Raw genomic sequence first — 23373 nt, forward strand, 5'->3', positions numbered from 1 at the left:
CTCTCGAACGCAGCTACGGTGACCTCATATCATAGCACAGCATCAAACAGATGTTCGAAATACCGCTGCGTTGATAGATTTAGAACAGGAGGGCGTAGATGACGGCGATGACGACGGAGGGAAGCATATTGGCCGTGCGGAAGGTCTGAGGACGGATGAGGTTGACGCCGACGCAGAAGATGAGCATGGAGCCTACGAGCGAAAGGCTGTTGAGGGCCGCTGCGGTCATGATGGGGGAGAGCGCGCCGGCAAACAACGTAATCGTCCCCTGGAACACGGTGACGGGCAGGGCGGAGAAGATGCAGCCGCGGCCAAGCGAGGCCGTCATGGTGCAGACGATGATGCAGTCCAGTGCGCCCTTGAGGGCAAGCGTTGACCAGTCGCCGAGCAGGCCGTCCTGAATCGATCCCACAATGGCCATGGCGCCGATGCACACGGTGAGTGAAGTCGAGACAAAAGCGTTGGTAAATTCGTTATCGCCCTCACTGCCAGTCTTGCGCTTGAGCCATTCGCCAAGGTTCTCGATGGCGGCCTCCAAGTTGATGGCCTCGCCGATGAGCGAACCGAGCGCAAATGAGACGATGAGCATGGTGGTACCGGTGGTCGCTAGCGCCTTTCCATCGATGATGAGCATCTTTTGCATGGTGCCGCTCAGGCCGATAAACAGGACGCACAGCCCCGATGCTTTCATGAGCGTGTCTTGGATGCGCGGTGTAATGAAGCGGCCGCCCGCTAATCCCAAAAGACCGCCCGCAACTAAAAGCGCAACGTTGATGATTGTTCCCAAGCCCGGCATGAGCCCTCCTGTATTGATGCCAACGTGGCAATCGTAGCAGAACGAAATGCGAGGCACATCGCGACTCATCTAATACGTTATATAAGTGGTATTAGGAATGATGCGCAGCATTTAAGCCTCAGGTGGTTGTCGGGACATAGGGATAGTAGTCAAAGCGCAGTGCCATAAGCCGCTGTGGGGATTCAATAGCCGCGGCGATGATATTGGCATCGCGGGCACGATCAAACCCTTCGAGTTCGATCTGATACGAGACGTCTTGCATAATGTCCAGACGTCGCCAGGCTAGAAGTGTGTCGCCATCGAATTCCAAGGTCTTGCTTCCGTCTGGGGCAACGGCGTATAGACGCAGTCTAGCGGTGGTTGCAGGGTCGACAACCGTGACCTTTTTAATTTCGTTTCGAGTATTCTTGGCGCCCAACAAGGTGAGCAGTGTTGGGGCCACGACCTCGCCCGATGGCAAAAAGACGACTTCGATGGATTCGGGAAATGCGATGATGGCCGACTTGCGGACGGGCTGATTGGCGGCGGCAACTTCGATGCTCGCGGCGTCGATGACCTCTGTGTGGTCGAGGGCGGCAAGCACGCAGCAGTTACCTTCATCGATCTCCTGAGGATCAGCAAGCCCCAGACTGTCCGCGAGCTCGGGATCGTTTGGATCGGCAGCGGGCTCATTCGGTGCTTCGAAAGAGGCTGGGGCGCTGTTTGTCGGCGACGGCGTGTCGCCCGCACCTGCTTCTTTGTCCGCGCTTTCTTCTTGTATGGTTGCGTTGATGGGTTCGTCGTTTGAGGGGAGCGTCTTGGCGTTAAGCGCGGAGGGGACAATCCCGACGGCTCCGGATCCGTTCCACTCCATCTCGAGAAGCGCCGGGTCGGCAAGAATGCGTTGCCTGCCTAGCGTGTGGGCATCGATTTCAATAGGGCCCGCCTCTGTCCCTCGTGTAAGGCTGAGTGATCCGGCTGGCTTCTCGAAATGAGCGTCTGTGTCTTTGGCGCTGACGGCGTAGAACAGCAGGGATGCTTCTCCCGCCGCGATGGCATCGGTGCCGGCTTTGGTCAGCCGCAACGATGCCGTGAATGAGAGGGTGGGCTGCGTATCGTCTGCATTCGCGGCGGCGCAGCCCAGACATATACCGCCTCCTTTCTCGAAAAACGCACCGTCGAAGGCGACCTTCGCTCCGTTCGCCGAGTCATCGACCGAAGCGATGTCGATGCGCAGCTCTAAATTGCATGGATCGCCATCTGCATCGAGCACAACCGAGCGCCATGTGCAGACAGCGCGCCCCGCCTGGGAGCCGTTTGCCTTGTTCGAACGATTGATATCCACGACTATCGAGCCGTCCGTATTACGACGAAGGCATCCCGAGGTTGAGATTGCGGCCTGTGCGATCGAAAAACGCTTGCACGCAATGGCACTCGACGGATTTGGTGCGGAGCTTAGGGCTGCCGGCAAGGAGTCCGCCATGGCGGGAGTCGCCCAAGCGACGACAGGCGTTCCGGTTGCGAGCGCGCCGCAGAGTGCGACAACGGGCAAAAGGTTCTTCGATGCCATGAAGTCTCCTTAGCTAATTTAGTGCGGCCTGTCCGTGTTTTGTTTCTGGCTGCGTTTGATATGCAGACCGAGGCCGGCGGTTCCCGCGCCTGCTGCTGTGGCGCCTGCTGCCAAGAGCCATCGTCTGTCGTCTGTCTGTGCCAACGGTTCCTGGCGGTCGCCGCGGTCGAGCTCCGAGAGGTCGACCGTCACTTGCGTGGCGGCCCGCGCCTGTTCTTGCTGGGCAAAGGCCATAGCTGGCCCACACGCTAGGATACTGACGGCGGCGGCCAGGGCGACGGCCTTATGCCGTGTGCGCACCGGGCTCGACCGTCCAGGTGATCGTTGCAACCTGATCGCCTTCGCCGGTTACGCGGAAGATGTCGCGCGTGACGCGGGCGACGTTTCCGCTTGTCTTGAGCTTAATTTTGTCCGTGCCGCCGGCAATGCCCTGGTAGCCCATGTCGAAGGCTGCATTCTTGGAAAGATCGAGGCCCGTCTCCTGCATTGCGGCGCTGGCGTTCTGGAGTGCGCCGTCGGGGCCGACCTTAAAGTCGATGGAATTCTGCGCGGTTCCGGCCTTGGCGTCGGCGGCAATGGTCCAGGTGTTCATGGCGTCGATCTTCATGTTGGTGACATGGATGCCGTAGGCCGAATGATTGTCGATGGTGGTCGCGTCTTCTGAGGGGCCCTGAAGCGTGCCGTCGGCCTTGGCGACGAAGGGAATAACCGTCGGAACTTTGAACTCTACGTTGTCGATCTCGGTCCTGACCATTACTTTCGTGGTTCCAACGCGCCCGGCTGCCAGAGCTGGCGTCGGGGCGGCGCCCATTGCGAGCGCGAGCGCGAGCCCTGCGCCCACGACGAGCGCTCTGGCTCCGTTCATGTTCCTGGTGATGTCCATGGTCGTTCCTTTCTATTCGCCGCGGGCCGTCCCCGCGATGATTGGACGAATGCTGGTGAATTGCGTGCGGTGCCGCGTCGGCCGAAAAGCTAGTTCTCGGCTTGCTCAACCCGTACCTTGACACGTGTCGGATTGCCGTGGCTGTCGAGGGTCTTGGCATCGAGTGCCTGGATCTCGATGTATGCCTCGCCTTCTTTGATGTCGCCGGCGGGGCACGTCTCGATTGTCTTGCCGGTCTCGACCACACCGGATTCGTACATGGTCTCGTCGTTTTGGATGACGCGGAATCGCTGGGGAAATTTATTGTCTTGGACGTTTTGCACGTTGACGCGCAGCTTGCCGTCCTCCTGTAGCTGAGCGACCGGCGCGACCGAAATCGTCATCATGTTGTCGCGGACGATGGCATCGAGCTCATCTTGGATTTCTTGTCGCGATTTGCCCTCTGCCGTCGTGACTGAGGCGCCCGCTTCGGGCACGGGCTGCGACTGCCAGGCGTATAGCCCTACGGCGATGAGGGCGCAGACGATAGCCAGGCAGACAACGACGAGTTTCTTGCGACGCCCCAGTCCTGCGAGGCGGGGCGGCTTCTTCGCACTCATGCGGCGTCCTTGGTGGTGTAGACACGTGCGAACGTGGACGGGTCCGCTCCAAAGAGCATGTGAAGCATCAGGCGGCGCGAGTAGATGAGCTCGTCAAAGTCGTGAGGGAGCTCGATGTCGTGGATACGCGCGATGTGGTGGGCGAGCGCCGAGAACGACTCGGGGTCGCAGATAACATCGGTGGTGACGTGGTAGACCGCCGTATCGGGGAACGCCTCTTCGTCGAAAGGCAGGAGATAGGGATCGTCGTCGACCTCGATGGCGACGCCGTACTGGGGCCAGTAATATGCCATGGGAACCTCCCTGCTTCTGGGGCCAAAACTTCTATCGGTTTTGGTTGTCGACGCCGACCGTATCAGCCGCTACTTGACCAATTTCTGACCAAATGCTTGACGGATTGACATCTCCGCAGGTAAAAGGTGGAAAAAATTACTCCAACTTTTTTCGAGCGACAATCGAGCGGTCGGCGACGGCGGGGCGATATGTGTCAAAAGCATCGTCTGCCGAGGAAGCCTTGCCGTTCGCCGAATTGCACAAACGTAAAAATCGCCAATTATGGAGACGGTCTCGAACACGTCGACGAAACGATGCGGTAACATCTCCCTGCAAACACTGTAGTTAGCTAAAGGGGGAGTTCGCGTGTCTGCAACCATTAAACCCTTCACCGATGAGTTCGAAGAGTATGGCCGCGATGAATCTCGTGCATCGGGCGAAGCATCGAGCATCTCGTTTCCGACAACGGAAGACGAGGTCCGTGCCATTTTGGAAACGCTCCATGCCGAGCGTGTCCCGGTAACGGTTCAGGGCGCCCGAACCGGCCTTGCCGCCGGTGCCGTGCCCCACGGTGGGCATATCCTCAATACTTCCCGTATGAATCGCTACTTGGGCCTTCGCCGCGATGAACAAAGCCAATTTCTGCTGCGCGTGGAGCCGGGCGTTGTGCTCTCGGAGCTGCGTAAGCAGCTGAGCAAGAAGGTACTGCCGACCGCTGGTTGGGACCAGGCATCGCTTGAGGCCTACGAGGAGTTCCAAGAGTCCCCCGAGCAGTTCTTTCCCACCGATCCCACCGAGGCATCTGCCTGTCTGGGTGGCATGGCGGCATGCAACGCCTCCGGCGCCCGCAGCTACGCTTACGGCCCCATGCGCCCGCATATCACGGGACTCCACGTCGCGCTGGCTGATGGCGATTTGCTTGAGCTTCAGCGCGGCGAGGCTTTTGCCCAGGGCCGCCACCTGTCGCTCGTGACGGCAGAGGGCCGTACGCTCGAGCTCGATCTTCCCGGCTATACCATGCCCGAGACAAAAAATGCCTCAGGCTATTTCGTTGCGGACGATATGGACGCCATCGACCTCTTTATCGGCGCGTGCGGCACGCTCGGCGTTATCACCGAGCTCGAGATTGCCCTGCAGGCGGCGCCTGCGGTCGTTTGGGGTGTGAGTTGCTTTTTCGATAGCGAGGACAAGGCGGTGTCCTTTACCGATTCCGTGCGCCCTGTCCTGTCCCATGCGGCTGCCATCGAGTACTTCGATGCTGGCGCCCTGGATATTCTACGTCGCCAGCGCGAGCAGTCGACGGCGTTTGCCTCGCTGCCGGCGCTCGACAAAGAGGCCAAGGTATGTGTCTACGTGGAGCTCGATTGCGATGACGAGGCGCAGGCGACCGAGGAGCTGTACCACTTGGGATGGGTGCTGGAGCTTGCGGGCGGCCGCGACGATGCGACATGGGTCGCCCGCAACGAAGTCGATCGCGAGTGCCAGCGGTTCTTCCGCCACGCGGTGCCCGAGAGCGTCAACATGCTCATTGACGAGCGTCGCCGCACCGACCCCACCATTACCAAGCTGGGATCGGATATGTCGGTGCCCAATGCACGCCTTGCCGATGTCGTGGCCCTCTATCGCCGCACGCTGGCCGAAAGCGGGCTTGAGTCTGCTGCCTGGGGACACATCGGGAACAACCATCTGCATGTGAACATCCTGCCGCGCGATGCGCAAGACTACCGTCGTGGTGGAGAGCTCTTTGCCCAGTGGGCTTCCGAGGTCACGGCCATGGGCGGTGCCGTTTCTGCCGAACACGGCGTCGGCAAGATCAAGGCGGGCTTCTTGGAGACGATGTACGGCCACGAGGCCATGGTCGAGTCGGCGCGTCTCAAACTCCAGCTTGATCCTGCCGGCCAGCTGGGTCGCGGCAACCTGTTTACGGAGAAGCTCTTGGATGAACTCGTCCAGAAAGGGGGCGCGTGAAGATGAGTGATTTCCATATGGTGGTGTGCGTCAAGGCGGTGCCCGGAAGCACCGAGGTCAAGATGGACCCCAAGACCAATACTATCGTGCGTGATGGCAAGCAGGCGGTCGTTAATCCCTTCGATGCAAGTGCCCTCGAATGTGCGCTAGCGCTGAAGGACGACTTTATCGGCTTTGGCATGGACGTGCGTGTGACGGTGGTGTCGATGGGCATCCCCGCGACCGAATCGCTGCTGCGCGACTGCATCGCCCGCGGTGCCGACGACGCGCTGCTGCTGACCGATCGCGCCTTTGCGGGCGCCGATACCCTAGCCACCACCTATGCCCTCAAATGCGGCATCGAGGCACTCGATGAGGACTTTGACCTGCTCATCTGCGGCAAGATGGCAGTGGACGGCGATACGGCCCAGATCGGCCCCGAGCTGGCCGGCGCCTTTGGGGTCCCCTGCGTGACCGACGTGAGCTGTGTGCAGAGCGCGGGATTTACGACGTGTGGCTCGCTGGCGCTCGTTCACGGCTGCGATGCCGGCGAGGAGACGGTGTACCTGGAGATGCCGTGTGCGATGACGACTGCCAAGGAGATTGGCCAGTTGCGTATGCCGAGTATTGCCGGTATTCGCGCGGCAGAGGGGGCGGACGTGCGCGTGATCAGTGCCGCCGACGTGAACGCCGACCCCTCGCGTTGCGGCCTTGCCGGATCACCGACGCAGGTCGTGCGCTCGTTTGTGCCCGACCGTGACCAAACGTGCGAGGCCGTTGAGGGAACGGCGTCCGAGCAGGCGGTAAAACTTGCCAAGATTATTGAGGGGATGGCATAGATGAGCGGGCTGATTATCGATAGCGAAGCCTGTATCGGCTGCGGTCGCTGCGTTCGCGCCTGCGCCTCGGGCGGCATTGTGGTGGAGGGTGAGCGCCCCAATCGCTGTGCCCGCGTAACCGACGGCTGTATCCTGTGCGGTGGGTGCGTCGACGCCTGCCCCGTCAACGCCATCTCGATTGAGCGCGACGAGGCCGCCGGCGCGGCAGACCTTGACGCATATCGAGACATCTGGATCTTCGTGCAGACTGACGAGCACGATGCCGTTGCATCCGTGGCCTTCGAGCTCATGGGCAAGGGGCGCGAGCTTGCCGATGCCCGCGGCTGCCGTCTGGTGGCACTGGTCGGCATGAGCCCCGAGGGCTCACTCGGGGACCTGGAGCATCTGATTTGCGCCGGTGCGGACGAAGTTCTGGTCTGTCGTGACGAGCGCCTGCGTCAGAACGACGCGGAGGTCTACGCTCGCTTGATCTGCGATTTGGTAGCCGAGCGCAAGCCCGAGGCCATTCTGTACGGCGCGACCGCCTTTGGTCGCGAGCTGGCGCCCGGTGTGGCCGTGCGCTTGCAGACGGGTCTTACGGCCGATTGCACGGTGCTTTCTATGGATACGGAGACGGGTCTGCTGCAGCAGACGCGCCCGGCGTTTGGCGGCAACCTGATGGCCACCATTATCTGCCCCAACCACCGTCCTCAGATGGCAACGGTGCGCCCCGGCATCTTTAAGGCGCCCGAGTTTGACTATAGCCGCTCCGGCACGATTACCCAGGTAGTGCTTGCGGATGACGTTAAGGCCCGCGTCGAGATCTCGATTCCCGCCGAGGAGTGGGGACAGCAGGCCTCAATTGCCGATGCCGAGCGTCTGGTCGTGGTGGGCCGCGGCATCGGCTCCAAGAAGAATCTGCCCCTGATGCGAAAGCTCGCCGATGCCCTGGGTGCCGAGCTTGGTTGCACGCGTCCCATTGTGGAGGCGGGCTGGTTGGAGTATCGCCACCAAATTGGCCAGACGGGTGTATCGGTCTCGCCCAAGCTCCTCGTGAGCATCGGTGTCTCGGGCGCTATCCAGCATCTCGCCGGCATCGGTGGGGCGGAGTGCATTGTCGCCATCAATGAGGACCCGGATGCCCCCATCTTTGGTGCCGCCCAGTACAAGGTCGTCGGCGATGCCGTTGAGATCGTTGAGGAGCTGCTGGCTCAGCTTGAGCGCTAAGCGCGCGTCAGCCAGTCGCGCATCTCGTCCTTTAGGCGGCTCCAGGTTGCCTGCGTGGCGGGGTCGGTAAAGGGCCGCGTAATGCCAAAGGGCGCGTCGAGCAGGCGGTGGATATCGCCCTGTTTGCGCGCCAGCGCGCGGCTCGCCGGATAGACGAGCTCAAACATAAAGCAGATGAGTCCCACCAGGTAGTCTGCGGGCTCATCGCGCTCATCGCGTGCGACGCAGCGGTGCTCGTCAAAGGCGGTAAGCGCCGGTGTCGAGAAGTGGCTGGCGAGAAACGTGTCCTCATCCACCTTGAGGATGGTGTCGACGGTGCTGTCGGCGATGGTGCGCATAATGTCGATCTTGTCGCCATCGCGCACGATCTCGCAGAAGCTCCGTGTACGGGTGTCGAGTTCCGTGGGCAGGCGAAAATCACTGTGGTGGGCGATGCTCGCGCGGATCAGTTCGTCCTCTGCCGGGTCATCGATAAAGTCGCGGATGCTCGTTACGGCGGGTGCATCGGCGGGATTCTCGCCAAAGAGGATCTCGATGCCCAGCGCTGCATGGCTCATGCTCTCGGCGTCCTTAAAGGTGTCCCAGTGCCGCAACTGCTCAAAGCGGCCCATATCGTGTAGCAGGCCGCAAAGCCATGCCAGGTCAATATCTTCTGACGACCAGCCCTGCTCGCGCGCTACGGCATCGCATGCCTCGGCCACGTGGTACGTATGCTCGATTTTGAGCGCGATGCGTGGGCTGGTGGCGTCGTAGGCATCGGTGTAGCTTTTGAAGGCCGCGCGCGCCCGGTCTCGATCGATAGCTGTCATAATGACTTCCTAAAAAGTTGTGTCTTTCGATCCGGTGGCAATTGTAGGTGAACTTTATTGCCACCGGTTGATATTTCTGCTGCGTTGCAAGGCGCGCTGCAGACGACTTACCAGAATGGGAGTGGCATGGTCCTTAGGATCTTTAAAATCGTCTGGCCAGTGATGCTTACCTATATTGCAATAGGCGCGCCGTGCGGAATGATCATGGGGCAGACGGGAATGGAGCCCTGGATGGTCTTTGCTCTGAGCAGCACGTTTGTGACGGGCAGCGGCCAGTTTATGATCTGCAATCTTTGGCTGGCGGGCGTGCCTGCAGCATCGATCGTCGCGAGCGTTGCTGCCATCTCCTCGCGCTTTGCGCTTTACTCGGCATCGATCGCGCCGCATCTGACGGGTGCCTCGAAGCGTCAGACGCTGGCTGTTGCCGCGACACTTACCGAGGAGGCATATGGCATCTCGCTTGCCAAGTTGGTTGAAGGGGAGGATTGGGGCCCGCGCGAGTCCTTCGTGCTCAACGTGATTCTCATCGCAACATGGGGCGTTTCGTGTACGATGGGCGCCATCGTCGGCGCCGTTGTCGATGTTCCCACCGCCATTGCAGCCTTTGTCTGCACCTCGCTCTTTATCTGCCTGCTCTTTTCGCAGCGGCTGTCGCGCGGCAACGTTGTCGCGGCGGTTTCGGGCGCGGTGTCCGTCGCCGTATGCAAGTTCTTGGGCCTCACGAATATTGCCGTGCCGGCAAGCGTCGTGGCCGGCATTGCCATTGCGTTGGCGTGCGATGCTGTATTTGACGGAAGAGGTGCCCGCGATGCCCGTTAACGAGTTCTTGGTTCTGTGGCTGTCGTCGTGGGCTGCTATCGCGTTCTTTCGCATCGCGCCGGCGTTTGCCTTGCGCGGGAGAACGCTGTCGCCCCGCATTACCGAGGCCCTGGGTTATATCCCGCCCGCTGCCTTTGCCGCGCTGGTCGCCAACGACTTGGTGAGCCCCGGCGCGTTCGACGCGGGACCCTGGCCTGCCTTGGTTCCCTGGATTGCGGCTGCCGGCGTCGTGGCCGTGGCGGTCAAGACAAAATCGATGCTGTGGTGCTGTGTTTCGGGCATCGTGTTCTATATCGTTTTGAGCCTCATATAAGAGCGGGGCACGTTTAGCGCCCCTGTCCAACGAATCGAATTTCTCACCGAGCTGGTCTATTTCTTCTGGTACCATGGTCAAACTTTACTGTAGCAAAGCGTGACGTGGGCTTTTGTACCCCGTCAGCGGAAATGGGGGTTTCATGGCACAGGAAGCGACCGCCAACGAGCAAAAGAAATTCAAGGTCCCGCGCATCCCGGGCGACATCATGATCTATCCGATGATCGTCGGTCTTTTGCTCAACACCTTCTGCCCGCAGGTTTTTGAGATCGGCGGCTTCTTTACGGCTGCCTGCCGCGGTGGCTCCAATGCCATCGTCGCCGCGATCCTGCTGTTTGTGGGCGCCGGCATCAGCTTTAAGTCCACGCCGGGTGCCATCAAGACCGGTATCGTCGTGCTGATCCCCAAGCTGGTCGTCGCAGCGGCTCTCGGCCTGGGCGTGGCATATTTCTTTAACGACAACTTCCTGGGTCTGAGCTCCGTGTCTATCATCGGCGGCATCACGTTTTGCAACATGGCGCTCTATACGGGCATCATGGGCGAGTTCGGCGATGAGTCTGAGCAGGGCGCCGTCGGTATCCTGTTCCTTACGGCCGGCCCCGCCGTCACGATGATCATCCTCGGTGTTTCCGGCCTCGCCAACATTCCCATTGGCACCATTATCGGCTCCATCTTGCCACTCGTTATTGGCATGGTTCTGGGCAACCTGTTCCCGTTTATCAAGAACCTGCTGGTTCCCGGTGCCAATCCCGCGATTGCCGTCATCGGATTTCAGCTCGGTGCGTCCATGAGCCTGTCGAGCTTTATCACCGGCGGTATTTCCGGCATCTTGCTGGGCCTTGTCACGCTGTTTGTCGTCGGTCCCATCACCTTTGCGTTCGAGCGTCTGTGCGGCGGCAATGGCAAGGCCGCTGTGGCTTGCTCCACCATTGCCGGCACGGCTATGACCACACCGGTTGCCCTCGCCGAGGTCGCACCGCGCTACGCCGAGCTTGCGCCCATCGCGTACGCTCAGATCGCCACCGCCGTTATCATCACGGCGATCATGGCTCCGATTCTGACTGGCTGGGTCGACAAGAAGTTCTGCCAAGGCAAGGAGGATCTGTCGCCTGTCGGTGTCGAGGCCATAGAGGAGGCCGTCGCGACTGACATCGATGGCGAGTAGCAATCGATACCCATCAATGATGCCGGCGTGTGCAATTCGCGCCGTATGGGCGCCCGAACAGAAACTGTTTTGCAGTGATGTTCGGGCGCTCTGCTATTATCCCCTTTACCCCTGTGGAGTAAAGGGGTGTTTATTGCCCTGATTCGAATTGGGCGATTCTGACCACTTGGGTATTGAAGGGATGGCGCTAGTGGTTAAGGCACTCAAGATTGAGATATTCGTGCTATGCATGATTGTTCTTATCGGGCTTGCCGTGCGAAGCCGTCGCTCCTTATTCTCGAGTACCCAGCAGCTGTTGTTTAGCATGCTCGGCTACACCTCTGCCGCGTACATGTTATTCGATATAATCTGGACGCTTTCGGACGGTGTGGGCGGCACGCTGGGCATTGCTGCCAACTGGATTTCCAACGCGCTTTCGTTTTCACTCTTTGCCGCCGCGTGCCTTATTTGGTTTATCTATTCCGAGACGGTGCAGGGCTCTCACCTTTTGACCGCGCGCTATAGGATGGCGTTTGTAATGCTACCTGCGGCGCTGGTGGTCGTACTGGCGTTTACCAGCTGCTGGACGCATGCCCTGTTCTATATCGATGCACAGGGCGTGTATCGTCGCGGTTTTGTCTATATGATCCAGCCCATCGTCAGCTACTGCTACGTTATATATACGTCCCTGCATGCGTTTATACAATCTCGCAAGGTCGAGAGCCTGCAAAAGAAGGCCATCTATCAAACCTTGGCATTTTTCGCCATTCCGGCCTTGGTGGCCGGTGTCTTTCAGGTCTTTTATTCGGGTCCCTGCCTTAGTGTTGGCATCATGTTAAGTATGTTGCAGCTCTACATTGTTTGTCAGGAGCAGCTGATCTCGACCGACCCGTCGACCGGTCTCAACAATCGCAACCGCTTTGAGACCTATATGCTGTCGCTCTTCTCAAATGTGGATCAGGCCAAAGATGTGTATCTGCTTATGATGGACGCCGATGGCTTTAAGCAGATTAACGATCACCATGGACATGTTGAGGGCGACCATGCTCTTCAGGTCATCTCCACGGTGCTCAAAGATGTCTGCTCGGCGTCTGGTGGCTTTATCGCACGTTATGGTGGCGATGAGTTCGTAGTGCTCCAAAAGGCGACAGAGGAGCAGGAAATCATAGATCTGTGCGCGGTAATCAACGACGAGCTCGCGCGTGCCGAGGTGCCGTATCTGTTGCAGATGTCCATCGGCTACGCACGGGTCGGTGATGGCGTCGATACCTAGCAAGACTTGCTTCGCGCCGCCGATGCGGAGCTCTACCGCGTAAAGCATGAAAAGAAGAAAGCCGGCGCTTAGATACGCTAGAAAAAAGCGACCACGCGAACGTCCGCTGCAAGTGCGGCATACGCAAGGGCCTGGTTTGTTAGGCCTTTTTAGGTTTGTTGACAATGATGATGCCGCCGCAGACCAACAGCAGGGCAACGATGACGGTAACGGGGCTCGTGCCAGCGCCCTCGCCGAGCAGCAGCGCGCTCAGCAGCACGCCAAAGACCGGGTTCATAAACCCAAAGACCGAGACGCGGCTGACAGGGTTGACGGCAAGCAGGCGCGACCATAGCGAGTACGCGACGGCGGAAATGAGTGCCATATAGATAATGAGCGCGATGGCAGGGATGATCGCGGTGGGGGAGAGCGCGCCGCCCATCAAAAACCCGATGGCGGTAAGGACCAAACCTCCGACTAAAAACTGCCAGCCGGCGAGCAGAACGCCGTCATGCTCGCGCGAGAAGATGCCAATGAGGCAGGTTGACAGGGCGCCCGCAACAGTGGAGGCCAAGATAAGGCCCTCGCCGTCGAGCGTAAAGCCAAAGGTGCCGTCCGCGCCCGAAAGGTTGACGAGCGCGACACCGGCAAAGCCCAACACGCAGCCAAGCACCTTGGCCGTGTTGAGCTTCTCGGTGTGAAATGCCAAGGCGGCAAAGAGGATTGCGAGGAAGTTGGCGCTGGCCTCAATGATGGAGCTCGACATGGCGCTGGCGCGCGAGAGTCCCAGGTAGAAAAAGAAGTACTGCCCGATAGTCTGGAAGAGTGACAAGACAAAGATGGGCTTGATATCGCGTGCCTGTGGTATGAGGGGGCGGCGTTGGGCCGCGCTCATCCCAACGATAACCAGGGCGCCGGCAAGGGTGAAGCGCAGACCCGCGAAGAGCAGCTGCGAGGCACTATCGTGTGCGGGGATGCCAAAGAGCTCGTAACCGATCTTGATGCAGGGGAAAGCCGACCCCCAGAGCGCGCAACAAACAAGACAGCCCAAGATGAGTCCAGGCAGGGTGGCGAGATGCGGCTTGCGGCTTTCCATGATGTCCTTCCTGTATGCGCGAAGCAAAAAAGAACCCGCCACCGGGTGTGCCAGTGGCGGGCGTTGTTACCCGAGGGGATTGTACCCGATGGGAAAGCTTTAAGCGAAGTAGGCTACGCCGCTCTCAAAGATCGGCATGAACTTGTCGCCGGGGACATGCTCGGGCACGTTGCGGTACAGGTTGTCGCCGCGACGCTCGGCATGGCCCATCTTGCCCAGGACGCGGCCGTCGGGGCTCGTGATGCCCTCGATGGCGAGTGCGGAGCCGTTGGGGTTGACGGAAAGGTCCATGCTGGGCTTGCCGTCCTCGCCCACGTACTGCGTGGCGACCTGGCCGTTGGCGATCAGCTGGGCGAGCACCACGTCGTTGGCGACAAAGCGGCCCTCGCCGTGGCTGATGGCGACGGTGTAGGGGTCGTCCAGGCTGCACTGCGACAGCCACGGGGACAGGTTGGACGAGATGCGGGTGCGCACCAGGCGGCTCTGATGGCGGCCGATGGTGTTGAACGTCAGCGTGGGTGCATCGGGCGTGGCGTCGACGATGTCACCGTAGGGCACCAGGCCGAGCTTGACCAGAGCCTGGAAGCCGTTGCAGATGCCCAGCATCAGGCCGTCGCGGGCCTTGAGCAGGTCGCGGACTGCTTCGGTGACCTCGGGAGCGCGGAAGAACGCCGTGATGAACTTGGCGGAGCCATCGGGCTCGTCGCCACCCGAGAAGCCGCCGGGGATCATGACGATCTGGCTTGCACGGATGCGACGGGCAAGCTCGTGGGTGCTCTCGGCGACAGCCTCGGGCGTGAGGTTGTTGATCACGAAGGTGTCGGCCTCGGCGCCGGCGGCACGGAAGGCGCGGGCGCTGTCGTACTCGCAGTTGTTGCCGGGGAACACGGGGATGATCACGCGCGGGCGGGCGATTTTGGCGCCGCCGTACACGTGGATATCCTTGGCACGGAAGTCGATGGTCTCGACTTCGGGGGTCTCGCCGGCGCTGCGGTAGGCGAAGACGCCCTCGATGCCGCTCTCCCAGGCCTCCTGGAGCTCGGCGAGCTCGATGACCTCGGAGCCGGTGTCGATGACATAGCCCTCGACGGTGGTGCCCAGGGGCTCGACGACAACGCCGTCGGCGACCTCGGGCAGCTCGGCGTCCTCGGCGAGCTCGACGATAAAGCTGCCGTAGAGCGGGGTGAAGAGGCTCTCCACGTCCACGTCCTCGGCAAGCTCGATGCCGATCTGGTTGCCGACGCACATCTTAAAGAGGCTCTCGACGCCGCAGCCGTAGCCGGGCGTGGAGACGGCCAGGGCGTCGCCGTTGGCGGTGAGCGCCTCGACGGCGTCAAACGCGGCGAGCAGCTGCTGAGCGTCGGGGCGGTAGTCCTCACCATAGGTGGCGGGGGCGATGCGCACGACGCGATGCGTCAGACCCTTGAACTCGGGCGAGACGGCACGGGCGGCCTTGCCCACGGCCACAGCGAAGCTGATCAGGGTCGGCGGAACGTTGAGCTCACCGGCCTCGTCCTCAAACGAGCCGCTCATAGAGTCCTTGCCGCCGATGGCACCGGCACCCAGATCGACTTGGGCCATAAGGGCGCCCAGGACGGCTGCCATGGGCTTGCCCCAGCGCTCGGCCTCGGTGCGCAGACGCTCGAAGTACTCCTGGAAGGAGAGATAGGCACGCTTGTGCTCAAAGCCGGCAGCCACGAGCTTGGCGATGGACTCAACCACGGACAGGTAGGCGCCCGCAAACTGGTCGGCCTCCATCAGGTAGGGGTTGAAGCCCCATGCCATAGCGCTCGCCGTGGTGGTCTCGCCGTCCACGGGGAACTTGGCAACCATGGCCGAGCTCGGGGTGAGCTGCGTCTTGCCGCCAAAGGGCATGAGCACGGTTGCGGCACCGATGGTGGAGTCGAAGCGCTCGGACAGGCCCTTGTTGGAGGCGACGTTGAGGTCAGTGACAAGCGAGGTCATGCGCTCGGCAAGCGTGGTGCCGGCCCAGCTGGGCTGCCACACGCTGCGGGCACAGACGTGGGCGACCTGGTGCTTGGGCGCGCCGTTGGAGTTGAGGAACTCGCGGGACAGATCGACGATGGCGACACCGTTCCAGGCCATGCGCATGCGCGGCTCGGCGGTAACCTCGGCGATAACGGTCGCCTCGAGGTTCTCCTCGGCGGCGTAGCCCATGAACTCCTCGACGTCACCGTCGGCGACGGCGCAGGCCATGCGCTCCTGGGACTCGGAAATGGCGAGCTCGGTGCCGTCCAGGCCGTCGTACTTCTTGGTCACGGTGTCCAGGTCGACATACAGGCCGTCGGCAAGCTCGCCCACGGCGACCGAGACGCCGCCGGCGCCAAAGTCGTTGCAGCGCTTGATCAGGCGGCAGGCGTCGCCGCGGCGGAACAGACGCTGCAGCTTGCGCTCGACCGGGGCGTTGCCCTTCTGGACCTCGGCGCCCGAGGTCTCGATGGACTCGGTGTTCTGGGTCTTGGAGGAGCCGGTGGCGCCGCCGATGCCGTCACGGCCGGTGCGGCCGCCCAGCAGGATGATCTTGTCAGTGGGGGCGGGGCACTCGCGACGCACGTGGTTTGCCGGGGTAGCGCCCACGACGGCGCCGACCTCCATGCGCTTGGCAACGTAGCCGGGGTGATAGAGCTCGTTGACCTGGCCGGTGGCAAGGCCGATCTGGTTGCCGTAGCTGGAGTAGCCGGCGGCAGCGGTGGTTACGAGCTTGCGCTGCGGCAGCTTGCCCTCGAGCGTCTCGGACACGGGGACGGTGGGGTCGCCGGCGCCGGTGACACGCATGGCCTGGTACACGTAGCTGCGGCCCGACAGCGGGTCGCGGATGGCACCGCCCACGCAGGTGGCGGCACCGCCGAAGGGCTCGATCTCGGTCGGGTGGTTGTGGGTCTCGTTCTTAAAGAGGAACAGCCAGTCCTGGTCCTCGCCGTCGACATCGACCTTCACCTTGACGGTGCAGGCGTTGATCTCCTCGGACTCGTCGACATCGGTCATGACGCCGGTCTTCTTGAGGTACTTGGCGCCGATGGTGCCCATGTCCATGAGGCAGACGGGCTTGGTGTCGCGACCGAGTTCGTGGCGCATCTCCATGTAGCGGTCGAAGGCCTGCTGCACCACGGCGTCGTCGATCGTCACGTCGTCCAGGACGGTGCCGAAGGTGGTGTGGCGGCAGTGATCGGACCAGTAGGTGTCGATCACGCGGATCTCGGTGATGGTGGGGTCGCGATCCTCATCGCGGAAGTACTGCTGGCAGAAGGCGATGTCCGCCTCGTCCATGGCAAGGCCGCGCTCGGAAATAAAGGCGGCAAGGCCGGCTTCGTCGAGCTCGCGGAAACCGTCGAGCACCTCGACGGGCTGGGGCTCGGGGGTCTCCATGTACAGCGTCTCGGGCAGGTCGAGCGAGGCGATGCGCGCCTCGACGGGGTTCACCACGTAGTGCTTGATGGCATCAATGGCGGCCTCGTCCAGAGCGCCCGAGATCATATAGACCTTGGCGGAGCGCACGGCGGGGCGCTCGCCCTGGCTGATGAGCTGCACGCACTCGCTGGCGGAGTCGGCGCGCTGGTCAAACTGGCCAGGCAGGAATTCGACGGCAAAGACGGCGCCATCGCTTGCGGGGAGCTCGTCGTAGGTCACATCGACCTGGGGCTCGCTAAAGACGGTCGGCACGCAGGAGCGGAACAGCTCCTCATCGATGCCCTCGACGTCGTAGCGGTTGATGATCCTCAGGGCCTCGATGCCCTTGATGCCGAGAATCTCGGTCAGCTCGCCCTTGAGCTGCTGAGCCTCGACGTCGAACCCGGGTTTCTTCTCCACGTAGATACGAGAGACCATTGGTTCCTGCCTTCCTGATCGGTTGGGCGTACGGTACGGTATGCGGCAGCGGTCGGTTTGCGGGGTCTGCCCTGCGGTCGCCTTGAGCCACATGTTTGTAAACCTCACTATGATACGACAGCTCGCGGCGCGTTGAGGACGGCGAGGGTGCTACAGTGAAGCGCAAACAAGAGAAAGGCATCACATGGCATTCGTTTCGCTCGCCATCATCGCACTCGTGGCCTTTGCGAGTCCTTTTATCGCCTCGGCGATTCCCGGAAAACCCGTTCCCGAGACGGTCTTTTTGCTCGTGCTCGGCGCGGTACTGGGACCCCATATGCTCGGCGTCATCCATGTAGATGCTGAGGTCTCGCTTGTGTCCGAGCTGGGCCTGGCCTTTTTGTTCCTGCTTGCCGGCTTTGAGATCGACCCCAAGAGCATCACAGGCGTCGAGGGGCGCTACGGCTTGGCGACGTGGGTCGTCACGTTTGGTATCGCCTGGCTTGCCGTGCGCTTTACCCCGTGGTTCTCAGTCAGTCATTTCGACGGTATCGCCGTGACGCTTGCCCTCACTTCGACGGCGCTCGGTACGCTTGTGCCCATCATGCGTGAGCGCTCGCTCACCGGCACGCGCGTGGGCGACTCGATTCTCGCGTATGGCACTTGGGGCGAGCTCGGTCCCGTGCTCGCCATGTCGGTGCTGTTGTCTGCCCGCACTGGTATCCAAACGCTCGTTATCCTTGGCTTGTTTGCGGTGGTTTGCGTGTTGCTGGCCGTGGTCCCGAGCCGCTCCAAGCGCGTCGGCAGCCGCTTCTTTGCATTTGTTGAGGAGCGCGCCGATACCACGTCGCAGACCTTCGTGCGCCTGACGGTGCTCATCCTGGTCACGCTCGTGGCATTCTCGGCTGTCTTTGATCTCGACATCGTGTTGGGTTCTTTTGCCGCCGGCTTTGTCCTGCGCTATATCATCCCCGAGGGCAACCATACGCTCGAGACCAAGCTCGACGGTCTGGCCTACGGTTTTTTGATTCCGGTGTTCTTTACCGTATCGGGCGCAAAGATCGATCTGACGGCCGTGGCGTCGCGCCCGGGCTTGCTCGCGGGCTTTATCGTGGCGTTGTTGATCATTCGCGCTGTGCCGATCCTTGTCTCTATGAGCATTTGTCCCGCGACGCGCGACGTTTCGGCGTATGGCCGCATTACCGTGGCGCTCTACTGCACCACGGCGCTGCCGATCATCGTTGCCGTGACGAGCGTTGCCGTCAACGCGGGCGCGCTGTCGCAAGACATCGCGTCGGTCATGGTTGCCGCCGGTGCCATCACGGTGTTCTTGATGCCATTGCTCGCGCAGCTCTTCTACCGCGTGGTGGATGCCGCACCGGTCGCCGCCGTGGCAGAGGTTGCCGAGCATCCATCCGATGCGCTCGACATCTTGCGCGCCCACCACGACCTAGCGAGCTTGCTCGCGCGCGAGCACGAGCTGCTGACCTCGCATGGCCATGGTCGCGTATTCGAGGGCCTGCCTACGCTCGATACGATTGCCGAGCGTCTTTCCGCCGAGGCAGCGAGCGGCCACATCGATGCCCGCATCGTGGACGCGGCGCACCTGCTTGCCGATAAGACCTATGGAGACGAGGTCGACCCGTCCGAGCTGACTCCGCGTGAGCGCCGCCGCCTGGAGCGCGCCAAGCTCGCTGTGCGCGAATACCGCCGCCGCATGCTGGAGCTCTATGCGCGCGAAGAAGCCGAAGACGACGACGGTAAGTAGTCGATTCTTTCTCGGGGAAGCCGCGTCCCGCTTTGAAGGCTCGGAACGGGATGTGGTTTCCGGAACGGGGGCCGTTGGGAAGCTGTGTCCCGGAATGGGCGCTCAGAGTGGGATGCAGTTTCCGCGAGAGGCCCGTTGCAGAAACCACTTCCCAGAATATGCCTTCAAAACGGGACGCAGTTTCCGCAAGGAGGTCCTGGGGGGACCGGGCCCCGCTCTGATCCGAAATACTGGGACATAGTTTCCCTTTCATAACAGAAGAAGGCGCGCTGCCTGCGGTTGATGCAGGCAGCGCGCCCTCTTTGTTGAGCTATGTTGAGGCTGGGAGCTGAGGCTTGTGGTCCCTTAAGAGCGGGCTGCTCCGTCGACGGGGAGGATGGCGCCCGTGACATAGGAGGACATGTCGCTCGCCAGGAAAACGAAGGCGTTGGCAACGTCCTCGGGCTCGCCCATGCGACCCAGCGGAATGGTGGCGATGATGGGCTTAATAACCTCTTCGGGCAGGTTGGCGACCATATCGGTCTTGGTTACGCCAGGCGCGACGGCATTGACGCGAATACCCATGGGGGCGAGCTCGCGCGAGAGCGACTGGACCATGCCGTTGACGGCGAACTTGGACGTGGGATAGCCAACGCCGGAGGGCTGACCGTACTTAGCGACCATCGAGCTCGTGGTGGTGATGGTGCCGCCGTGGCCGGCTTCGGTCATGATCTTGGCGGCAGCCTGGTGGCCATTAAAGACGGCGACGACGTTGAGGTCCATAACCTTGGCGAACTCCTCGGCCGTGTAGTCCAAAAGGGGTGAGCGCTGGGAGATGCCGGCATTGTTGATGACCGTGTCCAAGCCGCCCATGTCGGCTGCAGCCTGGGTAAAGGCCCCGGTCACGGCCTCGAGCGAGGTGAGGTCGCAGGAGCGGCCCCAGACCTTGGCGTCGGGATAGGCGGCTGCCAGCTTCTCAACGGCCGCGTCGGCAGTCTCCTGGCGCGAGCCAAAGACGGTGACGGCAGCGCCTTCCTCGATAAAACGGCAGGCGATGGCATAGCCGATACCGCGCGTGCCTCCGGTGATGATTGCTTTCTTGCCCTCGAGCAACATGGTGCTTCCTCTCATCGCGGGCGGACATTCGCAGCACAGCGTAGCGGTAGCCGGAATCGGTCGCGTTTGCATATCGGTGAACGGTAGCCCGCGTTACCGATGAGCGGCTCGCGCAAATATACTCTGCCGTTGTGCTTGGGGCAGGAGACAAAAGGGCTCCCGTCCCACATCGGACGGGAGCCCTCAAGGCGCGTATTGCTGGGCGAGCGTTGGACTAGTTGGCCATAACGCCTTCGGACCAGGCCTCGACGTCCTCGATGCGCAGGACGTTGGCGACCTCGGCCACGCAGTCGACGCTGGCAAGCTCGGCGGCGGCAGCCTGGACGTCCTTCTCGAGCGCGCGGTGCGTCAGGAAGATGACCGAGCAGGCATCGCTGACGCCCGACTTGCCGTCCTCGACCTGGTTGATGAGCGAGATCGAGATGTTGTGCTTGGCAAAGATGTCGACCGTCTCGGACAGGGCGCCCACGCGGTCGGCGACCTTCAGGCGCACATAGTACTTGGTCTGGAGCTCGTCCATGGGCTTAAAGGCGAGGTTGTGACCGTAGGGCTCGATCTCGGGCAGCGGGGCCACGCCGCGGCTGATCTGCTCGGAGAGCGACAGAATATCGCCCACGACGGCGCTTGCGGTGGGGAAGGAGCCTGCGCCCGCGCCGTAGAACATGGTCTCGCCCACGGCGTCGCCTACCACGTAGACAGCGTTCATGGCGCCGTTGACCTTGGCAAGCATGTGGTCGGCGGGGATGAGCGTGGGATGCACGCGGACGTCGACGCCGGCGTCGGTGTTGCGGGCGATGCCCAGCAGCTTGATGGTGTAGCCGAGCTCGCGGGCCTGGGCGATGTCCTCGGCGCCGATGGTACGGATACCCTGCTGGTACACATCATCGGTGGTCACGCGGGTGCCAAAGCCGATGGAGGCGAGGATTGCCGTCTTGCTGGCGGCATCGAAGCCGTCGACGTCGGCGGACGGGTCGGCCTCGGCATAGCCCTTAGCCTGTGCGTCGGCGAGCACGTCAGCGTAATCGGCGCCCTCGGCGTCCATGCGCGACAGGATGTAGTTGGTGGTGCCGTTGAGGATGCCGGCGATGGTCAGGATCTTGTTACCCACCAGGTCGTGCTCGAGTGTGCTGACAATGGGGATGCCGCCACCGCAGCTGGCCTCGCACTTAATCTGCACGCCGCACGCACGCGCCTTCTCGGCAAGCGTCTCGACACGGCGGCCCAGCAGGGCCTTGTTGGCGGAGACGACATGCTTGCCGTTCTCGAAGGCAGTGGTGAAGATCTCGGTTGCGGGATGCTCGCCGCCAATCAGCTCGACGACGATGTCGACGGCGGGGTCGGTGACGACATCGTGCCAGTCGCTCGTAAAGGCCTCGCGCTCAATGCCTGCCGCCTCGGCCTGCTCCCAAGCAAGCGCGCAGGCGCGGGTCAGCTTAAGGTCGATGCCGTAGGCTGCCAGGTACTCATCGTGGTGGCTCTTGATCAGACGGGCCACGCCGCCGCCGACGGTTCCCAGACCGATCAGACCGACGTTCACGGTGCGCAGGGGTTCGCTCATAGATAGCTCCTTCGTGCATCTTATGGATGGATTAACCGCTTAAAGGTTGAGTGCATTCTAGCGTGAACCGAGGGCGCGTGCTCGCCAGGCAACAGGAGTCGCACAAAACGGCACCCCCGAAACGCTGCGGAAACATTGGAAACATGCTCGCTACAAACGGAACTCCGTAACAAACTGTCAACGTTTGCGCCATAAGGTTTGCCCCGTACCGCAAGACGGCCGCACCGCGGCCAGCGAAAAAGGGGGACACCATGTTCAACATCAACAGCACGCTCAGCCGTAGGAACTTTCTCGCCGGCGCTGCGGCGTTCGGCAGCACCGCCGCACTCGCTGGTTGCTCGTCGGGTGGCTCGGACGGCGGCTCCGCCGATGACGGCAAGACCTTCAAGATCGGTGTCATCGGCCCTCTGACCGGCGCCGCGGCAACCTATGGCGTTTCGGCCGAGAAGGGTGCCAAGCTTGCCGCCAAGGATTTCTCGACCAAGGATCTCAAGCTCTCGCTTAAGTCCGAGGATGACGTCGCCGACGGCGAGAAGGCTATCAACGCCTTCAATACCCTGTGCGACTGGGGCATGCAGGCGCTCGTCGGCCCCGTCACGACTGGTGCCGCCGTCGCTGTCTCGGGCGAGATCGCCGACGATATGCTCATGGTCACGCCCTCTGCTTCGTCCCTCGACGTCACCAAGGACAAGACCACGGTTTTCCAGGTTTGCTTTACCGACCCCACCATGGGCGCGAGTGCTGCCAAGTTTTTGGCCGAGAAGTATGCAGACGCCAAGATCGCCCTGTTCTACAACTCCGGCGATACGTACAGCTCGGGTGTTGCCGATGCCTTTGCCGAGCAGGCCAAGGAGTCCAAACTTGATATCGTCGATACCGAGACCTTTAAGGACGACTCCTCCACGAGCTTTACCAACCAGCTCACCAAGGCCAAGGAGGCCGGCGCCACGCTCATCTTTGCGCCGATCTACTACACGCCGGCGTCCGTTTTGCTCAAGAACGCCAAGGACATGGGATACGACATGACCCTCATGGGTACCGACGGCATGGACGGCCTGCTCTCCGTTGAGGGCTTCGACACCTCTCTTGCCGAGGGTGTGCTGCTCATGACCCCGTTCTCTGCCGACGATGAGAAGAGCGCCGACTTCGTCAAGGCATATAAGGACGCCTACGACGAGACGCCCAACCAGTTTGCCGCCGATGCCTATGACTGCGTCCATGCGATTGTCGAGGCTATCGATAAGGCAAACATCGACATTACGGCCGACGGCGCCGACATTGCCGGCGATCTTGCCAAGGCCATGCGCAAGATCAAGATCGAGGGTCTGACGGGCGAGCTCACGTGGAACGACGAGGGCCAAGTCGAGAAGCCCGCTACAGCCTATGTGATCCAGGACGGCAAGTACATCGCCGCCTAAGTGCGCATAAAGCGCTACCGGTGAGGCCGTTTTAATCAGGGCAGGGACGCTTGTAACAGAATGGAAACATTACTTTTACACAATAAAGTGGCTAAACTGCATAAACTAATAGAAATACGCATAACTATGGATAAACGGACAAAACAAAAGAAAAGTTGAAATAATCGCCACTTTTCTCAACTAA

The 23373-nt window shown here is 61.4% G+C and carries 20 protein-coding genes; 9 read left to right on the forward strand and 11 right to left on the reverse strand.

All coding sequences use genetic code 11. The features are described 5' to 3' along the window. Positions 1 to 79 precede the first annotated feature (79 nt). The 6 genes from DW943_RS05480 to DW943_RS05505 all read right to left on the reverse strand — a co-directional run bounded on the left by DW943_RS05480 (position 80) and on the right by DW943_RS05505 (position 4120). Entirely contained in the window at positions 80 to 796 is a 717-nt protein-coding gene (locus DW943_RS05480; RefSeq protein ID WP_199572790.1) for a DUF554 domain-containing protein, read from the reverse strand. Between the two features lie 118 nt (positions 797 to 914). Continuing rightward, positions 915 to 2345: a hypothetical protein gene (locus DW943_RS05485; RefSeq protein ID WP_117862422.1), complete on the reverse strand. Its 1431-nt coding sequence runs from the start codon at positions 2343 to 2345 to the stop codon at positions 915 to 917. A gap of 18 nt (positions 2346 to 2363) precedes the next feature. Beyond that, positions 2364 to 2579 carry a hypothetical protein gene (locus DW943_RS10660; RefSeq protein WP_117862423.1) on the reverse strand — a complete coding sequence of 72 codons (216 nt, stop codon included), beginning with the start codon at positions 2577 to 2579 and terminating at the stop codon, positions 2364 to 2366. 49 nt (positions 2580 to 2628) lie between these two features. Next, the gene (locus DW943_RS05495; RefSeq protein WP_089573324.1) at positions 2629 to 3228 is read right to left on the reverse strand and encodes a hypothetical protein; all 600 of its coding nucleotides are present in this window, start codon (positions 3226 to 3228) and stop codon (positions 2629 to 2631) included. 89 nt (positions 3229 to 3317) lie between these two features. Then, positions 3318 to 3827, reverse strand: coding sequence for a hypothetical protein (locus tag DW943_RS05500; RefSeq protein ID WP_099431401.1), 510 nt, complete (start codon positions 3825 to 3827; stop codon positions 3318 to 3320). After that, complete coding sequence (locus DW943_RS05505; RefSeq protein WP_089573322.1) at positions 3824 to 4120, reverse strand: hypothetical protein; 297 nt, start codon at positions 4118 to 4120, stop codon at positions 3824 to 3826. The genes DW943_RS05500 and DW943_RS05505 overlap by 4 nt, the downstream gene beginning before the upstream one ends. Before the next feature lie 346 nt (positions 4121 to 4466). Between DW943_RS05505 and DW943_RS05510 the strand changes: the two genes are divergently transcribed. Genes DW943_RS05510 through DW943_RS05520 form a run of 3 tightly spaced genes read left to right on the forward strand, consistent with a single transcriptional unit; the run spans position 4467 to position 8092 of the window. Then, complete coding sequence (locus tag DW943_RS05510; protein ID WP_117817308.1) at positions 4467 to 6068, forward strand: FAD-binding oxidoreductase; 1602 nt, start codon at positions 4467 to 4469, stop codon at positions 6066 to 6068. A gap of 2 nt (positions 6069 to 6070) precedes the next feature. Beyond that, a complete protein-coding gene (locus DW943_RS05515) occupies positions 6071 to 6886 on the forward strand; it encodes an electron transfer flavoprotein subunit beta/FixA family protein (RefSeq protein ID WP_117817309.1) in 816 nt (271 codons plus the stop codon). After that, complete coding sequence (locus DW943_RS05520) at positions 6887 to 8092, forward strand: electron transfer flavoprotein subunit alpha (protein ID WP_117629651.1); 1206 nt, start codon at positions 6887 to 6889, stop codon at positions 8090 to 8092. Here DW943_RS05520 and DW943_RS05525 read toward each other — a convergent pair. Continuing rightward, positions 8089 to 8901, reverse strand: coding sequence for an HD domain-containing protein (locus DW943_RS05525; RefSeq protein WP_117629652.1), 813 nt, complete (start codon positions 8899 to 8901; stop codon positions 8089 to 8091). The two genes, DW943_RS05520 and DW943_RS05525, sit on opposite strands and share 4 nt — an antisense overlap. 162 nt (positions 8902 to 9063) lie before the next feature. Here DW943_RS05525 and DW943_RS05530 point away from each other — a divergent pair, with 162 nt between their 5' ends. From DW943_RS05530 to DW943_RS05545, 4 genes are all read left to right on the forward strand, one after another. Further along, positions 9064 to 9720 (forward strand): AzlC family ABC transporter permease, encoded by a 657-nt coding sequence (locus DW943_RS05530; RefSeq protein ID WP_255413157.1) that lies wholly within the window; start codon positions 9064 to 9066, stop codon positions 9718 to 9720. Continuing rightward, the gene (locus DW943_RS05535; protein WP_117629654.1) at positions 9710 to 10033 is read left to right on the forward strand and encodes an AzlD domain-containing protein; all 324 of its coding nucleotides are present in this window, start codon (positions 9710 to 9712) and stop codon (positions 10031 to 10033) included. Before DW943_RS05530 ends, DW943_RS05535 begins: the two co-directional genes overlap by 11 nt. Positions 10034 to 10175: 142 nt before the next feature. Next, positions 10176 to 11198 (forward strand): 2-keto-3-deoxygluconate permease, encoded by a 1023-nt coding sequence (locus DW943_RS05540; protein WP_117862424.1) that lies wholly within the window; start codon positions 10176 to 10178, stop codon positions 11196 to 11198. A gap of 190 nt (positions 11199 to 11388) precedes the next feature. Continuing rightward, positions 11389 to 12450, forward strand: a complete 1062-nt coding sequence (locus tag DW943_RS05545) for a GGDEF domain-containing protein (protein ID WP_158566107.1) — start codon at positions 11389 to 11391, stop codon at positions 12448 to 12450. A 139-nt stretch (positions 12451 to 12589) separates the two neighbouring features. Here the strand turns inward: DW943_RS05545 and DW943_RS05550 are convergent, their stop codons facing one another. Both DW943_RS05550 and DW943_RS05555 read right to left on the reverse strand, forming a co-directional pair. Continuing rightward, positions 12590 to 13525, reverse strand: coding sequence for a DMT family transporter (locus tag DW943_RS05550; RefSeq protein WP_117862426.1), 936 nt, complete (start codon positions 13523 to 13525; stop codon positions 12590 to 12592). A gap of 99 nt (positions 13526 to 13624) precedes the next feature. Beyond that, the gene (locus DW943_RS05555) at positions 13625 to 17371 is read right to left on the reverse strand and encodes a phosphoribosylformylglycinamidine synthase (RefSeq protein ID WP_117862427.1); all 3747 of its coding nucleotides are present in this window, start codon (positions 17369 to 17371) and stop codon (positions 13625 to 13627) included. Positions 17372 to 17555: 184 nt separating this feature from the next. On the opposite strand from DW943_RS05555, the gene DW943_RS05560 reads away from it, so the two are divergent. Continuing rightward, positions 17556 to 19118 carry a cation:proton antiporter gene (locus DW943_RS05560; protein WP_117862428.1) on the forward strand — a complete coding sequence of 521 codons (1563 nt, stop codon included), beginning with the start codon at positions 17556 to 17558 and terminating at the stop codon, positions 19116 to 19118. Positions 19119 to 19463: 345 nt separating this feature from the next. Here DW943_RS05560 and DW943_RS05565 read toward each other — a convergent pair whose 3' ends face one another. Both DW943_RS05565 and DW943_RS05570 read right to left on the reverse strand, forming a co-directional pair. Continuing rightward, positions 19464 to 20213 carry an SDR family NAD(P)-dependent oxidoreductase gene (locus DW943_RS05565; RefSeq protein WP_117862429.1) on the reverse strand — a complete coding sequence of 250 codons (750 nt, stop codon included), beginning with the start codon at positions 20211 to 20213 and terminating at the stop codon, positions 19464 to 19466. A gap of 214 nt (positions 20214 to 20427) precedes the next feature. Next, entirely contained in the window at positions 20428 to 21771 is a 1344-nt protein-coding gene (locus DW943_RS05570; protein WP_117862430.1) for a homoserine dehydrogenase, read from the reverse strand. A gap of 251 nt (positions 21772 to 22022) precedes the next feature. Between DW943_RS05570 and DW943_RS05575 the strand changes: the two genes are divergently transcribed. Beyond that, a complete protein-coding gene (locus DW943_RS05575; protein ID WP_117862431.1) occupies positions 22023 to 23189 on the forward strand; it encodes an ABC transporter substrate-binding protein in 1167 nt (388 codons plus the stop codon). Positions 23190 to 23373: the final 184 nt, after the last annotated feature.

This window comes from Collinsella sp. AM44-11 (genome assembly GCF_003467145.1).
GTDB lineage: Bacteria > Actinomycetota > Coriobacteriia > Coriobacteriales > Coriobacteriaceae > Collinsella.